Raw genomic sequence first — 14370 nt, 5'->3', positions numbered from 1 at the left:
TAACCCGGCTCTGCAGGTTGCTCCCCAAGCCGTCGCTAACGCGACGGCTTTTTTATTTGCCCGGGTAACACCGTTGACACATTTTGTTACCTGCCTATATTGTACGTATTGCTTACTATAAGTGGTGCATGACTATGCTTCCCAAGCTTCGACTCGGGTTTCTGGTGGCCGATGTTTATCGCTTGTTGCGGCGGCAGTTTCAGGCCGAGCGCGGTGATCATGCTCTGACTCAGGCGCAGTCCCGGGTGCTGGTGTATATCGCGCGGTCGGAAGGAGTACGTCAGGTCGAGCTGGCCGACGTGCTGGAAATCAAGCCGATCACGCTGACCCGCCTGCTGGATCAGCTGGAGTCGCTGGGGTTGATCGAGCGGCGTAAATCACCTGCTGATCGGCGAGCGTTTCAGCTGTATTTACGGCCGGCCGCGCAACCTTATATGGAGATGTTTGAGCAACTCAGCGATGTGATAACCGCTCGATTACTCGATGGCCTGACTGAAGAAGAGGTGGCGGTGCTGATGAAGGCACTGGCCCATATTCGCGAACGCCTGCTTGCCTGAGCAGCCAGTTGACTGTGACTTACGGACGTACCGCATGACCGACCATACCGATAATTTCAACACCTCCGGCCCGGCGCCGGGAAATGGGCGCCGCCGTTTCTTTTTCATGCTCGTGCTGCCTGGCTTGCTGCTGGCGGCAGGGGCGATGATGTACCTCAATGGGGGGCGCTATATCGAAACCGACAACGCCTATGTGCGTGCCGACAAGGTGCCCGTCAGCGCTCAGGTATCGGGTACGGTGGTAGAGGTGCTGGTGCGGGAAAACCAGATGGTCGACGCCGGACAACCCCTGTTTCGCATTGACCCGGCGCCCTTCGAGATCGCAGTGAGCAAGGCGAAGGCTCAGTTGGCCCAGGTCCGTGCCGACCTTGCTGCACTCAAGGCGAATTATCACGAAACCGAGGCGCAGCTTGCGCTTCAGCGCACCCGCGTCAGCTTTGCCGGACGCGAGGAGCAGCGTCAATCCAGTCTGCGAGACAAGCAGTACATCTCGGCTGCGGCGTTCGACAGTGCGCAGCAGGCCAATGCGCTTGCCCGTCAGGAGGTAAGCGTTCTGCAGCAGGAGTTGGAGCGACTGGCACAGATGCTGGGGGGAAGCATTGATACTCCGCTGGAGGAGCATCCCCGCTATCGGGCTGCCCAGGCCGAGCTGGACGAGGCGCAGCTGGATTTGAGGCGCACCACGGTAGGGGCTTCTCTGACGGGTAGCGTCAGCAACTTGCCCAAGCCGGGTCAGTATCTGCGGGCCGGTAGCATGGCCGCCGCGCTGGTCGGTTCGGAGAGGCCTTGGATCGAAGCCAATTTTCCTGAAACCGACCTTACCTACGTCCGTCCGGGGCAACCGGTCGAGGTGCGGATTGATGTCTATCCGGATGTGGTCTGGCACGGCGTGGTCGAGAGCTTGAGTCCAGCTACCGGGTCGGAATTTTCGGTGATCCCGGCGCAGAACGCGACCGGCAACTGGGTCAAGATTGTTCAGCGGGTGCCGGTCCGCATTCGCCTGGAGCGCACGGCGGACAGCCCGGTATTGCTGGCAGGGCTGAGTAGCCTGGTCGAGGTTGATACCGGCCATCGGCGCAGTCTGCTTGGGCTGACGCTCTGAGGCATAACGGATGAGTGCAGCGGCAATGCAAGGTGCTGGAGCGGGAGTCAGGCGAGGCCTGATTACGCTCTCTGTGATGCTGGCGACCATTATGCAGGCGCTCGATACCACTATCGCCAACGTGGCGCTGCCGCACATGCAGGGCGCCATGGGGGCGACCCAGGACCAGATATCCTGGGTGCTTACGTCCTACATCGTTGCCGCAGCCATCTGCATGCCGCTGACCGGCATACTCAGCAGCCGTTTCGGTCGCAAGCGTGTGCTGCTCACCTCTGTGGTCGGTTTTACATTGGCCTCGATGCTTTGCGGGGCGGCCCAGAGCCTTGAGCAGATAGTCCTGTTTCGCCTGTTGCAAGGGGTGTTTGGTGCAGCATTGGTGCCGTTGTCGCAGTCGGTCATGCTGGACACCTACCCACCGGAGAAACACGGCTCGGCGATGGCGATCTGGGGTGTCGGCGTCATGGTGGGACCGATCCTGGGGCCGTCGCTCGGTGGCTGGTTGACCGAGTATTACAACTGGCGCTGGGTGTTTTACATCAACGTGCCGTTTGGCATTCTGGCCTGGCTGGGGTTGGTTGCCTTTCTGCCGGAAACCGAGACAAACCGTGGTCGGCGTTTTGATTTGACGGGCTTCCTGCTCCTGGCCCTGGGGATCGGTGCGCTGCAAATGATGCTGGACCGTGGAGAGACTCTGGACTGGTTTGCCAGCCCTGAAGTCTGGATTGAGGCGGTTCTGGCCGTACTCGGTATGTATTTGTTTGTAGTGCATATCCTGACCCGCCGCGAGCATCCCTTTCTTGAGCCGCAGATGTTCAGGGACCGAAATCTCTCGGTCGGACTGATGATGATTTTTGTCATTGGCATCATCCTGCTTGCGACCATGGCGCTGTTGCCGCCTTTTCTGCAGAACCTGAAGCACTATCCGGTGATCGATGTGGGTCTGGTACTGGCTCCCCGTGGCGTCGGCACCATGGTTGCGATGATGATCGTCGGCCGGTTGTCGGGACGGGTGGATGCGCGCTGGCTGATTGGGTTGGGCTTGGGGTTGACCTGTTTTTCGCTGTGGGAAATGACGCTGTTCAATCTGAATGTCAGTCGCTTCGATATTATTCGAACCGGCATTACCCAGGGATTCGGTCTGGGGTTTGTATTCGTGCCACTGTCGACGCTGGCGTTCAGTACCTTGATACCACGTTATCGAAACGATGCCACGGCCCTGTTCAGCCTTGTGCGCAATATTGGCAGCAGCATCGGTATTTCGGTTGTGGTGACATTTCTCGCCCAGCGTACGCAGATCAACCATGCGGCGTTCAGTGATTACATCAACCCGTTCAGCCCGGCGTTGCAGCAGGCCGTGGAGCAGGGGGCTTACAGTCTGGATTCGGCAGCAGGGTTGGCAAGGGTAAATGGTGAAGTAACCAGACAGGCCGCGACACTCGCATACCTGCAGGATTTTCGCCTGATGATGTGGATCACACTCAGTGCGTTTCCGTTGCTGCTGCTTTTGAAGCCGACTCGGCACCAAAGTACGGCGAGCGCCGAGCCCGTCGATCTATGAGTGATCGTGCGCCGCTTACCACTCGCGGCGCATGTTTTCGACGGAAATCTGCTCGTTCAGCGTCCAGTAGTCATAGAGCACACCAATCAGAAACAGGCCGCCGGTGAAAAAGTAGATGATCGCCGTAACCCACTTGCCCATATACAGCCTGTGCGCGCCGAAGATGCCGAGGAACGTCAGCAGAATCCAGGTCAGGTTGAAGTTGATGGGGCCGGTGCGGAACCGTCGATCAGCCTCACGGTCCATGCCAGGGATCAGGAACAGGTCAATGATCCAGCCGATGAAGAACAGCCCCAGGGTGAAAAACCACAGGGTGCCGGTCCAGGGTTTTCCGTAGTAGAAGCGGTGAGCCCCCATGAATCCGAATATCCATAGCAGGTAGCCGATTGCCTTGCTGTGAGTATCCGAATACGCCATGCGGGGGTGCCTCTCTGCAAAAGTGGGTGTGTAATACTGGTCATAGACCATAAACGATTTGTGGAGTGCCTGCAGCGTGCAAAATAAAAGTGCGAACTGGTTCAAGCAAGTGGCCCAGCGCGCAGAGACACTTGGCCAGCAGCGGCTGCGTGTTGGTGTGACCGGCCTCAGTGGTGCGGGTAAAACCACCTTTATTACCAGTTTGATCAATCAGCTGGAGAATCATGGCAAGGGCCTGCTGGCCAGGCGGGCACCCTTTGACCGGCTGGAGTCGGTGCGCTGGCAGCGCGAGAACGTCGAGCAGCCTTTCCCTTATCTCGATGCGCTGGCCGCCCTGTCTTCCGTGCCTGCGCGCTGGCCGGACTCGACCAGTGACCTGTCACGGGTGGTGATTGACCTTCGCTTTCGCCCCCAGGGGCTGTTGCGCAAGGTGCAGCCTGTACGCCAGGTCCGCATCGACATTCTCGACTATCCGGGCGAGTGGCTGCTGGACCTGCCGTTGCTGCAACTCGATTACGGGCAATGGTGCGAGCAGATGGCGCAGTGGCTGGAGCAGGAGCCGCGACGTTCGCTGGCCGGCGAATTGCGCCAGACCCTGCTGAACATCGATCCGGCGGCGCCGGCGGACGCCGCTCAGCTGGCCGCGCTGAAGGACGCCTGGACCGAGTTTCTGCTGCGTTGCCGTCGCGACGCCGGGCTGTCGCGCAACCAGCCTGCCCGTTTCCTGCAGCCGGGAAGCGGGGTAGCCGAACAGATGCTGCAGTTTATTCCGCTGCTGAGGGCCAATCGGCACAGCAGCGAGAGCGATAGCAGCTGGTTTAGCGTCTGTGCGGCGCGTTTCAACTACTACCGCGATTATCTGGTACGTGGTTTCTATGACGAGCATTTCCGCCACCTGGATCAGCAGGTGTTGCTGGTCGATATGCTCGGTCCGATGGATGCCGGCGAAGCGGCGCTGGCTGATCTTCGCGATGCAATGGAAGCGGTGCTGTCGAGCTTCGATTATGGCCGCAGTGGCCTGCTGGCACGGTTGCTGCGGTTCCGTCCGCGTATTCGCCGGCTGGCCTTCTGCGCAACCAAGGTCGACAAGGTCAGCCCCGAGCAGCAGCGCTCGGTGCAGCAGTGCCTGGAGGACCTGATGCTGGATCGCCTGGCTGATGTGCGTCATGGCGGTGTGGAGGTTCTCGGTCTGCCGTTATCGGCTATCCGGGCAACCCGTCAGGAAGGTGAGAATCTGGTTGCCGGGCTGGAAGGGCAGGAAGGCTGGGTTCGCTACCGGCCGGGCAGCATTCCTGCACACCTGCCGCAGTCGCTGCAGCTGAACAGTCCCGAGCTGTTGCCGCTCAGACCGCCGCCGGGCCTGCATCGCAGTGAGCCGTTTCCCCATTACCGTATGGACGACCTGGTGGCCTGGCTGATTGAGGGGGCGCAACTGTGAGTACCGAACAGAAAACCCGCATCATTGATACCTGGCAGGGCGAGCAGCAGGGCGATACCGAGCGTGCTACCGAGGTAGTAGGCAGCGCCGATACCATGCCAGATGCCTTTTCCGAGTCCGCGCAAGCGGCGCTGCCGTCAACCCTGAATGCGCCGCCTGCCAGTCGCTGGCCTGGCAGGCTTGTTCGCCTTGCCCTGGCTGCCGGGCTTGGCGGCGCCGTTCTGCAGTGGGGGCAGTGGAGCTGGGCGGCGTGGCAATGGCAGCCGCTGTGGGGGGCGTTGGTAGGTGGCATTGGGCTGGCGCTGGCCGGCTCCGGGGTGCTGGCCTGGCGCGATTTGCGCCGACAGCGGCACCGTCTGAGCTCACTGGAGCAACTGCGCGCCGAAATGCAGCAGGCCATGGCTGAACACGATCAGCGGCTGGCAGTCGACTGGCTGGACCGCCTGCAGCGTGTCTACGCCGATACACCGCTGGCCGGTAACTTGCGCCAGGCGTGTGCGGGGCTGGACGGCTCCCACAGCGCGGAGGAAGTGGTCAGGCGGTTGAACCTGCAGTTCTACCAGCCGATCGACCAGCAGGCGCGGCAGATTATCCGTCAGGAGTCGGTTGCTACCGGCGTGCTGGTGGCGTCCAGTCCGTGGGTCGCCATCGATCTGTTGCTGGTAGTCTGGCGAAATATTCGGCTGATGCAACGGGTGGCCGTCTGCTACGGACTGCCTATCGGTCGCTTCAGTCGCTGGCGCCTGGCGCGCCATGTGCTGCGTAATATAGCCCTGGCAGGTGGCACCGAGGTAGCCATGGGGGCGTTGAGTGATTCGTTACTGTCGGGCCTGCTGGAAAAGGTCGCGGCGCGGATCGGGCAGGGTGTCGGGGTCGGGCTTTACAGTGCCCGGCTGGGGCATTTCACGCTGGATCTCAGTCGTGCGGCACCGTTGGCAGAAAAGCAGCAACTGGTCGAAGACAATCGGGGCATTATCAGGATGATGAAGGAGCGCCTGGGGCGCGGTATCGATGGCGGGTTATAAATCACGCCGCCGCTGGCTGGCAGAGCGCTGGCTGGCGCGGCAGCAGGACAGATTGGGGGAGCACCTCGGCAGGCTGCGTGATCAGTTGTTGCCGCTCGGCTGGCCCGAACGCATGGCCAGAGTGGCTTCTATCGGCGACGGTGAAACCGTGCACTGGCGACCCCGTGACGGTTCCAGCAGTGCCGAGCTGCTGGTCTGGCTGGAGCGTCTGGAGCCCCGCCAGCGGCGCTGGCTGGCGAGCCTGCTGGATGCGCCAAGCGCCGGCCCAGTGACCCTGCTGGAGGCGCTGGAGCGTTTGCAGCTTGACTGGCGCAGCCAGCTCAATCCCCTGACACCCCATCGTGAATACGCCACTCAATTGCGGATTCTGGCCAGTTTGCTTGAGGTCGCTGCAGCGGCGGAATCAGCCTATCTGGATAACGAGCAGCGTATTTACCGGGCAGTCGACGAGCGTCTGTTTGGCTCGCTGCCCCTGCGGCTGCGGGCCGAGCTGGCAAATCGATATCCGGTCGGGGAGGGACACTATGTTCGCTGGTGGTATGAGCGATTGATGGCGCGCGCCGGGGAGCCAGACTATGACCTGGCCGGTGCCGGCCCGCAGGACTGGCCGGATATTCCGGCAGCCTGGATGGCGCTTGGCTGGTTGTGCGGTTTGCGGGTGAGTGAATCGGACGGCAATGCTGGTCAGTAACGGGCGGCTGGCCTAACATAGCCGGCTTTGTCACGGCTAGGGATCTTGTTTGATGAACTTCACCGCTCTGCTTCAGGCCTTTGATCAGTCCGCCAATGCATCCGTCACCATCCCGCCAGAGTGGGCTCAGGGCCGCGCCGGGTATGGTGGCCTTGTGGCTGCGCTGGTGCTGCGCGGTATGCGGGCCACTCTGTCCGACGCCCGGCCGGTACGATCTCTGGCAATCACCTTTGTGGGGCCGGTGCAGCCGGGCGAGCCGGTGCAGGTGCAGACCGAAACCCTGCGCGAGGGCCGAGCCGTCACTCAGGTGCTGGGCCGGGCGGTGCAGAATGGGCAGACCATGTGCATTGTGCAGGGCAGCTTTGGCGCGGGCCGTGAGTCCAGCGTCAACGTTGCGGCAGAGCCGGCACCCAGCGCGCCGCCGGCGAGCGAATGTCAGCGTACCCCGTATGTCGAAGGCGTCATGCCCAACTTCCTGCGCTATTTTGATACGCGCTGGACCTTTGGTGATTACCCCTGCACCAATAGCCGCAAGCGGGAGATGGGCGGCTGGATGCGCTTTGATGAAACCTTTGAGCAGTTTGACGAAGTGCACCTGGTTGGACTGGTCGACGTTTGGCCGCCTGCGGTGCTGCCGCACCTCAAGGAGCGTGCTCCCGCCAGTTCACTGACCTGGACCATCGAATTCGTCCAGCCGCAGCCAGTGATTGGCGGTGATGAGTGGCTGTTGTACAAGGCGACCATCGAGCATGCCCGTGATGGCTACGGTCACTGCGCGGCGATGGTCTGGAATGCGGCGGGCGAGCTGGTTGCCATCAGTCGCCAGACCGTCACGGTTTTCGGTTGACGGCTCAGGCGGGGCGCTCTGCGATCAGCGTGGCCCGCAATGGTGCCGGGTAGCCTTCGATGGTCTTGCTGCTGTCGTTCGGGTCGAGGAACGATGGCAGCGAGTTGAAGCGCATCCACTCGGTACTGCGTTGCTCTTCCATGCTGGTCTGATTCAGATCAACGCAGCGCACGTTTCTGAAACCGGCGCGTCGCAACATGCGTTCGAGCATCGGGACTGACGGCAGGAACCAGACGTTGCGCATCTGCGCGTAGCGGTCTTCCGGCAGCAGGCAGTGGTTCTCATCGCCCTCTACCACCAGCGTTTCAAGCACCAGTTCGCCTCCCGGTCGCAGACAGGCCTTGAGTTGCAGCAGGTGGTCGATGGGAGAGCGGCGATGGTAGAACACGCCCATCGAGAACACGGTGTCGAAGGCGCTGGTCGGCTCCGGGAGCTCTTCCAGGGTGAAGGGTAGCTGCCAGACCGGCGCTGTCGGCAAATAGTGCTTTACCGCCTCGAACTGATTGAGGAACAGCAGGTTGGGATCGACTCCGACCACCATGGCGGCGCCGGCGTGCCACATGCGCCACATGTAGTAGCCATTGCCACAGCCGATATCCAGTACCCGACGTCCACGCAGGTCGACGTGCGGCGCAACGCGCTCCCACTTCCAGTCCGAGCGCCACTCGGTGTCGATATGCACCCCGAACAGGTCGAACGGCCCCTTGCGCCAGGGGTGCAACCCCTGCAGGGCATCGTACAGTTGCTGTCGGGTGGCTTCCGGCAGCGCAGCGGCGCCGGTCAGCTTCACGCCCCGGCTGAAATCATGCTGCACGCCGTCCAGGGGCGGCAGGTTGCGCAGACTTTGCTGCCAGCGCTCCAGATCGCCGTGCTGCAGTTCGGCCAGGCGGGCTTGCAGACCCTCTGCCAGCGTCGTGTGCCAGCTGGCGAGCGGCGTGGATTTCAGGGTGTCGAGTAGCGGGGTGTAATCAATCACGTGTGGGCAATCATCGAGCAGAAGTTGAGGCACTGGAACCAAAGGTGGCTGTGGCTGAAGCCCGCGTCGCGCAGCCTCTGTTGGTGAACTTCCAGGGGGTCGGGGCGCATCACGTTCTCGATTGCGGTGCGCTTCTGGGCAATCTCCAGCTCGCTGTAGCCATTGGCGCGCTTGAACGCGTAATGCAGCGATTCCAGCGCGTTCTGGGTCTGGCTGTCGGTGAAGTTGAGCTTTTCTGACAGTACCAGAACGCCGCCTGGCAGCAGGGCCTTGCGGATGCGCTGCAGTAGCGCCAGACGCTGGTGGGGGGGGATGAACTGAAGGGTGAAGTTCAGCACCACCATGGAACAGGGTTGCAGCGTCAGCGTGTTGATATCGGCGGTAACCACCTCGGCAGGAATCGCCTCTTCGAGCATGGCGTCCTGGGCACTGAGGTACTCCCTGCAGCGTTCGCTCATCGCCTCGGCGTTGTCGACCGCAATGATCCGGCAGCCGTTCTGAGGGAGGTGGCGGCGCATTGATTGGGTCGCTGCACCGAGCGAGCAGCCGAGATCGTAGATCAGGGTACCGGGCTGGGCGTACTGTCCGGCGATCACGCCAATGCTTTCAATGATAGTGGGGTACCCGGGTACCGAGCGCTTGATCATGTCTGGAAAAACGCGCGCGACAGCATCGTCGAAGCGAAAATCGTCGACCTTGCTGACAGGGCTGGCGAACAGCTTGTCTACCTCTGACATGGCGGGACCCCGGGTGGCATCGTGAGGCTACGCATTCTAACCCAACTCGTCTGCCTTGACAGGATGGAGTGCGGATTGCTTGACTGCACAGTAGAGTGTGCGCTGTGTCACATGGCCAATTTATTGGCTTTTTGTGCTCATTCGGCAGTATTCATAGTGTTTTTTGACTGTTCGGCTGGCTTGCCATTCGTTTCCGTGCGGCTAGGTGGCATAATAGCGCGCTGGTGGCGTCGCGTTGGTGGGCGAGTTGCCGGCAACAGCAAGCTGATGTTCACAAGAGCAATGGACGCATTGAGTTCCCTGTGCCGATCGGGGCTCACAGTTAAATGAGGAAAGGGTATGGCTGTTAAACGCCAGATTGTCCGTGGTGCTGCCTCGCTGGCAGCATTGTATGCAGGTGTTGCTGGAGCGCTGGGGCTGGGGGAAATTCAGCTGGAGTCTGCGCTGAACCAACCGCTCAATGCAATTATCGAGTTGCAGGGCTCGGAGGGGCTCGGACCTGACGATGTGATCGTCAGGCTGGCCCAGACCTCAGACTTCGATAACGCCGGCATCGACAAACCGTATTTCCTCAACGATCTGCGCTTCACGCCCGTGGTGCAGAATCGCCGCCTGACTGTGCAGGTGCGCTCAACCCAGCCGGTGCGCGAACCTTATCTGAATTTTCTTGTAGAGCTGCGTCGTCCCAGCGGACGCATGCTGCGCGAGTACACAGTGCTGCTGGATCCGCCGCTCTACAGCGCGGGTCAGTCCGCACCGGTTGAGCGTGCGCCGGTCGCCGCTGCGCCGTCGGCACCAGCTGCTGCGTCTCCGAGCCCGGTGCCGCGTCGGCAGGTCGTGTTGCCAAATCTGACGCCGCAGCCTGATGCCGATCAGTACACGACGGTTGCCGGTGATTCACTGTGGGCCATCGCAGAACGCAGTCGTCCCGCTGCGAGTGTTTCGGTTCAGGCCACAATGACTGCCATCCATGCACTTAATCAGCAGGCCTTCGTTGGCGGCGATATCAATCGACTCAAGGTTGGTCAGGCGCTGGTCTTGCCGACGGCGGGGCAACTGGGCGTATCGGTTAGTCCGGCTCCGGCTTCGGAGGCTGCCCCGCAGGCAGCCCCGGAGTCGACGCCAGTGCCATCCGCAGCTCCAGCAGGCGATAGCACGCCGCCGCAGATTGCTGATGAGCCTATCGATGATGATATCGAGCAGGTAGCTGCGCAAAGCCAGGCGGATGCTGGGCAAGGACAGGGTCGGCTGAGTATTGACGAGGATGCGGTCAGTGACGCCGAAGCCGAGGCCGCCATGCTCGCATCCCGGTTGAATGAACTTGAGGGGCGGTTCAACACGCTGTTGAGTGAGCTTGACAGCCGTGATCGTCAGATCGCCGCGTTGCAGGCCGAGCTGGATGTGCTGCATGCGGCCCGTCAGGCGGAGGAAGCCGCTGCCAGTCAGGGCCAGGCAGGCGGGACGCTGGGCAGTGGTAACGGTGGCGATACCGTCTCTCCGACCGGCAGTGATGATCCGCAAGCCGGCAGTGTGGCCGCCGAGCAACCGGTTGCGAGCGAGAAGGCCGATTCGTCGTTTGCCTGGTGGTCTGTACTGCTGGCACTGCTGGCGTTTCTGATCGGTTGGGTGGTGGCCCGTGTGCGCGGCAAGCCAGCCGGCAAGCCGGTGGTTGCGTCGCCGCGCCAGATGACCTCCGATGTCAGCCGAGCCGAGCCCCGCAGCAGCGTTGCACCGGCTGCCGCCGGCGTGACAGCGGCGGCCGTGGCAGATGAGGCGCAGGACAACGTGTCCGGCATTGAGCTGTATATTACCTACGGACGTTTTGCCGAAGCGCGTGACGCGTTGGCAAAGACGATCAGCGAGGAGCCGGAGAATCTGGAGTTGCGCTACAAGCAAGCCAGGGTTTTGGGGGAGCTGGGTGATGCCGAAGGGTTTACTGAGCAGGCCGCCGCCATTTCTCAGCTGGGTGGCGACATGCAGCGCGTTGATCAGTTGCGCGCCCGCTTCCCGCAGCTGGACGCGGCGGTATCGCCGATCGATACGGTAGACGATGTACTGGATACCGGGCAGGCCGATAACGATCTGGCTGAATCCCAGCTCAATCTTAACGACTTCACGCTGGACCCTGACTGGGACCTGATTGAAGGCCTGACCCCCACGCCAGCGCGCAAGAACAGCCGACTTGATCCGATTGCGCTTGACGACGAGGCGTTCGAGAGCAGTCTCCACGAGTTCCCGGAAATCGAGGAGCTGGATGATCTGGACGGGCCTCATGATCTGGTGCGCAGCCCCAGTGATGAGCAGGACAAGCGTTGAAAGGCGGCATGAACAGAAGGCGACCATTGCGGTCGCCTTTTTTATGTCCGGAGCAAACCAGGCACGGCACATCGCTGCCTGCAGACGCGCTGGAGCGGGAGCGTCGGTGGATACGCTGCGCTTAATCCACTCTGCGGAACAGGACTGTGCGGCAGGGTGGAGTAAGCCAACGGTGTCTCCGCCATCGATGTGCCAGAACAGAATGAGCCAGCTACTGCGCACCGAACCCTTCAGTCAAACAAGCGCTTGGCAACGTCCCTGAAGTGGCTGGCAAAGTGCACAGTCATGCCGTCGCGCAGATACGCCGGCAGCTCTTCATAGTCGCCACGATTGGCCTCCGGCAGGATCAGTTCATGGATGCTCTGGCGCCTTGCGGCAATCACCTTCTCCCGAATGCCGCCAACCGGCAGCACGTGCCCGGTCAGGGTAATTTCCCCGGTCATCGCCAGTCCACTGCGTGGCGGTTGCTGGCGAGCAAGTGACAATAGTGCGCTGGCAATAGTGATGCCGGCCGACGGGCCATCCTTGGGTGTGGCTCCCTCGGGTACGTGCAGGTGAACGAAGGCTTCATCGAAGAACGCGCGGTCGGCCTTATAGCTGGCCAGGTTGGCGCACAGATAGCTGTAGGCGATTTCCGCCGATTCCTTCATCACGTCACCCAACTGACCGGTCAGCTTGAAGCCACGGTTCAGCGTGTGAATACGTGTCGCCTCGACTGGCAATGTAGCACCACCCATCGAGGTCCATGCCAGGCCGGTGATGATGCCGGTGCCCTTGAGCTGCTTCTCGGTGCGGAAGGCAGGCGTGCCGAGCAGCCTTTTCAGGTCAGCGGGCTTGATGCTGATACGCGTATCCGGCTCCTCAAGCAGCTTCACCACTGACTTGCGTACCAGCTTGCCAAGCTGCTTGTCCAGATTGCGCACGCCGGCTTCGCGGGCATAGCCCTCGATCACCTCACGCAGAGCCTTGTCGCTGATGCGCAGCTGGCTCTTGCGCAGCCCGGCGCGCTCCAGCTGACGTGGCCACAGGTGGTGCTTGGCGATGGCCAGCTTCTCTTCACTGATATAGCCGGACAGACGGATGACATCCATGCGGTCGAGCAGTGGCGCAGGGATGCTGTCCAGCGTGTTGGCGGTGCAGACAAACAGGACGTTCGACAGATCCAGACGCAGATCCAGGTAATGGTCGAGGAACTGGCTGTTCTGCTCCGGGTCAAGCGTCTCCAGCAGCGCTGATGCGGGATCGCCCTGATGGCTGGCGCCGAGTTTGTCGATCTCGTCAAGCATGATCACCGGGTTCATCACGCCCACGTCCTTCAGTGCCTGGACGAACTTACCGGGCATGGCACCGATATAGGTACGCCGATGGCCTTTGATTTCCGCCTCATCGCGCATGCCACCGACGCTGAAGCGATAGAACGGGCGGTCCAGGCTTTCCGCAATGGAGCGTCCTATGCTGGTTTTACCAACGCCCGGCGGGCCAACCAGCAAAATGATCGAGCCCGAGATCGTGCCACGGAAGGCGCCCACTGCAAGGAACTCCAGAATGCGGCTTTTTACATCCTCAAGACCGTCGTGGTCACGGTCGAGGATGCGTCTTGCCCGTTTCAGATCAATCCGATCCGGATGCACTATCCCCCAGGGCAGGGCGGTTGCCCAGTCCAGATAGTTGCGGGTAACGGCATATTCAGGCGAGCCGGTTTCCAGTACCGACAGTTTGTTCAGCTCTTCCTCAATCCGTTGGGCGGCCGCATCAGGCAGGGTCTTGCCTTCAAGGCGCTGACGGAACTGCTCTATGTCGGCTGTTCGGTCATCCTTGGACATGCCCAGTTCTTTCTGGATGATCTTCAACTGTTCCTTGAGGAAGAAGGTGCGCTGATGCTCGCCGATGTTGCGATTGACCTCGGCGGTGATTTCTCCCTGCAGACGGGCCACATCGATTTCCTTGCGCAGCAGCACCAGCACCTTTTCCATCCGGCGCAGGATGCCGGTGGTGTCCAGGATGTCCTGCAATTCAGGCCCCTTTGCGGAGGTCAGTGCGGCGGCAAAGTCCGACAGCGGCGACGGATCGTTAGGGCTGAAACGGTTGAGGTAGTTCTTCAGCTCCTCGCTGTACAGCGGGTTGAGCGGCAGCAGTTCCTTGATCGCGTTGATCAGCGCCATGGCATAGGCGCGCACCTCATCTCGCTCGTCGGCGGGCGAGTGCGGGTATTCGACTTCTACCAGATAGGGCGGCTTGTGGCTGAGCCACTGGGTAATGCGAACCCGGCGCAGACCTTGGGCAATAAACTGGATCTTACCGTCTTCGCGAACGGCATGGTGGATGCGAACGGCGCAGCCGGTAGCCGGCAAGTGATCCGGGTCGAGTTCACCATCGGCAGGCATGGGGCCGTCGACGTAGAACAGGGAAAGCGCCTTGTGCTGGGTATTGGCGACCCGTTCTATGGTCTCGTGCCAGGGGGATTCATTAACCACCACCGGCATGACCTGGGCAGGGAAGAACGGCCGATTGTTTATCGGCAGCAAATACAGCTTGTCAGGCAGGTTCTGATCGGGCAAAACAAGCCCTGTACCGCGGGACTCTGCAGCATCCTCGGCGACGTGTTCAATGTAGTCGGTATCCTGATCGCTCATCGATTCACCTTTTACGGACAACTCTTGGGGATGAGATGGCGACGCCGGGCGACTATTTCAATAGCGGAAATTT

12 protein-coding genes are annotated in these 14370 nt (G+C 61.2%); 8 read left to right on the top strand and 4 right to left on the bottom strand.

Translation table 11 applies throughout. From position 1 onward, the window contains the following. Window positions 1-134: 134 nt before the first annotated feature. From B7O88_RS08455 to B7O88_RS08445, 3 genes are read left to right on the top strand one after another with little or no spacing between them, the layout of a single operon-like run. Window positions 135-557: a MarR family winged helix-turn-helix transcriptional regulator gene (locus B7O88_RS08455; protein WP_088275159.1), complete on the top strand. Its 423-nt coding sequence runs from the start codon at window positions 135-137 to the stop codon at window positions 555-557. Window positions 558-591: 34 nt separating this feature from the next. Continuing rightward, window positions 592-1659, top strand: a complete 1068-nt coding sequence (locus tag B7O88_RS08450; protein WP_088275157.1) for an HlyD family secretion protein — start codon at window positions 592-594, stop codon at window positions 1657-1659. A 10-nt stretch (window positions 1660-1669) separates the two neighbouring features. Next, window positions 1670-3217 (top strand): DHA2 family efflux MFS transporter permease subunit, encoded by a 1548-nt coding sequence (locus B7O88_RS08445; RefSeq protein ID WP_088275155.1) that lies wholly within the window; start codon window positions 1670-1672, stop codon window positions 3215-3217. A gap of 15 nt (window positions 3218-3232) precedes the next feature. Here the strand turns inward: B7O88_RS08445 and B7O88_RS08440 are convergent, their stop codons facing one another. Continuing rightward, window positions 3233-3634: an NINE protein gene (locus B7O88_RS08440; RefSeq protein ID WP_088275153.1), complete on the bottom strand. Its 402-nt coding sequence runs from the start codon at window positions 3632-3634 to the stop codon at window positions 3233-3235. A gap of 76 nt (window positions 3635-3710) precedes the next feature. Here B7O88_RS08440 and B7O88_RS08435 point away from each other — a divergent pair, with 76 nt between their 5' ends. From B7O88_RS08435 to B7O88_RS08420, 4 genes are read left to right on the top strand one after another with little or no spacing between them, the layout of a single operon-like run. Continuing rightward, window positions 3711-5072, top strand: coding sequence for a YcjX family protein (locus B7O88_RS08435; protein WP_160003154.1), 1362 nt, complete (start codon window positions 3711-3713; stop codon window positions 5070-5072). Further along, a complete protein-coding gene (locus B7O88_RS08430; protein ID WP_088275149.1) occupies window positions 5069-6097 on the top strand; it encodes a TIGR01620 family protein in 1029 nt (342 codons plus the stop codon). The genes B7O88_RS08435 and B7O88_RS08430 overlap by 4 nt, the downstream gene beginning before the upstream one ends. After that, window positions 6084-6788, top strand: a complete 705-nt coding sequence (locus B7O88_RS08425; RefSeq protein WP_088275148.1) for a hypothetical protein — start codon at window positions 6084-6086, stop codon at window positions 6786-6788. Before B7O88_RS08430 ends, B7O88_RS08425 begins: the two co-directional genes overlap by 14 nt. Before the next feature lie 52 nt (window positions 6789-6840). Then, complete coding sequence (locus B7O88_RS08420; protein ID WP_088275146.1) at window positions 6841-7635, top strand: acyl-CoA thioesterase; 795 nt, start codon at window positions 6841-6843, stop codon at window positions 7633-7635. Between the two features lie 4 nt (window positions 7636-7639). Here B7O88_RS08420 and cmoB read toward each other — a convergent pair whose 3' ends face one another. Together cmoB and cmoA are read right to left on the bottom strand one after the other, a co-directional pair. Continuing rightward, entirely contained in the window at window positions 7640-8611 is a 972-nt protein-coding gene (gene cmoB, locus B7O88_RS08415) for a tRNA 5-methoxyuridine(34)/uridine 5-oxyacetic acid(34) synthase CmoB (RefSeq protein ID WP_088275144.1), read from the bottom strand. Then, window positions 8608-9348 (bottom strand): carboxy-S-adenosyl-L-methionine synthase CmoA, encoded by a 741-nt coding sequence (gene cmoA, locus B7O88_RS08410; protein WP_088275142.1) that lies wholly within the window; start codon window positions 9346-9348, stop codon window positions 8608-8610. The genes cmoB and cmoA overlap by 4 nt, the downstream gene beginning before the upstream one ends. Window positions 9349-9687: 339 nt before the next feature. On the opposite strand from cmoA, the gene B7O88_RS08405 reads away from it, so the two are divergent. Then, window positions 9688-11664, top strand: a complete 1977-nt coding sequence (locus B7O88_RS08405; protein WP_088275140.1) for a type IV pilus assembly protein FimV — start codon at window positions 9688-9690, stop codon at window positions 11662-11664. Window positions 11665-11894: 230 nt separating this feature from the next. Here the strand turns inward: B7O88_RS08405 and lon are convergent, their stop codons facing one another. Then, window positions 11895-14297 carry an endopeptidase La gene (lon, locus tag B7O88_RS08400; RefSeq protein ID WP_088275138.1) on the bottom strand — a complete coding sequence of 801 codons (2403 nt, stop codon included), beginning with the start codon at window positions 14295-14297 and terminating at the stop codon, window positions 11895-11897. Window positions 14298-14370: the final 73 nt, after the last annotated feature.

The organism is Halopseudomonas aestusnigri, from assembly GCF_002197985.1.
GTDB lineage: Bacteria > Pseudomonadota > Gammaproteobacteria > Pseudomonadales > Pseudomonadaceae > Halopseudomonas > Halopseudomonas aestusnigri.
This window is presented reverse-complemented; position numbering and strand designations above follow the sequence as displayed.

Bases quoted from the DNA above. Each gene is read 5' to 3' on its own strand.
- B7O88_RS08445 (WP_088275155.1), top strand. From the start codon at position 1,670: ATGAGTGCAGCGGCAATGCAAGGTGCTGGAGCGGGAGTCAGGCGAGGC.
- B7O88_RS08420 (WP_088275146.1), top strand. From the start codon at position 6,841: ATGAACTTCACCGCTCTGCTTCAGGCCTTTGATCAGTCCGCCAATGCA.
- B7O88_RS08450 (WP_088275157.1), top strand. From the start codon at position 592: ATGACCGACCATACCGATAATTTCAACACCTCCGGCCCGGCGCCGGGA.
- lon (WP_088275138.1), bottom strand. From the start codon at position 14,297: ATGAGCGATCAGGATACCGACTACATTGAACACGTCGCCGAGGATGCT.
- cmoA (WP_088275142.1), bottom strand. From the start codon at position 9,348: ATGTCAGAGGTAGACAAGCTGTTCGCCAGCCCTGTCAGCAAGGTCGAC.
- B7O88_RS08405 (WP_088275140.1), top strand. From the start codon at position 9,688: ATGGCTGTTAAACGCCAGATTGTCCGTGGTGCTGCCTCGCTGGCAGCA.
- B7O88_RS08425 (WP_088275148.1), top strand. From the start codon at position 6,084: ATGGCGGGTTATAAATCACGCCGCCGCTGGCTGGCAGAGCGCTGGCTG.
- B7O88_RS08440 (WP_088275153.1), bottom strand. From the start codon at position 3,634: ATGGCGTATTCGGATACTCACAGCAAGGCAATCGGCTACCTGCTATGG.
- B7O88_RS08455 (WP_088275159.1), top strand. From the start codon at position 135: ATGCTTCCCAAGCTTCGACTCGGGTTTCTGGTGGCCGATGTTTATCGC.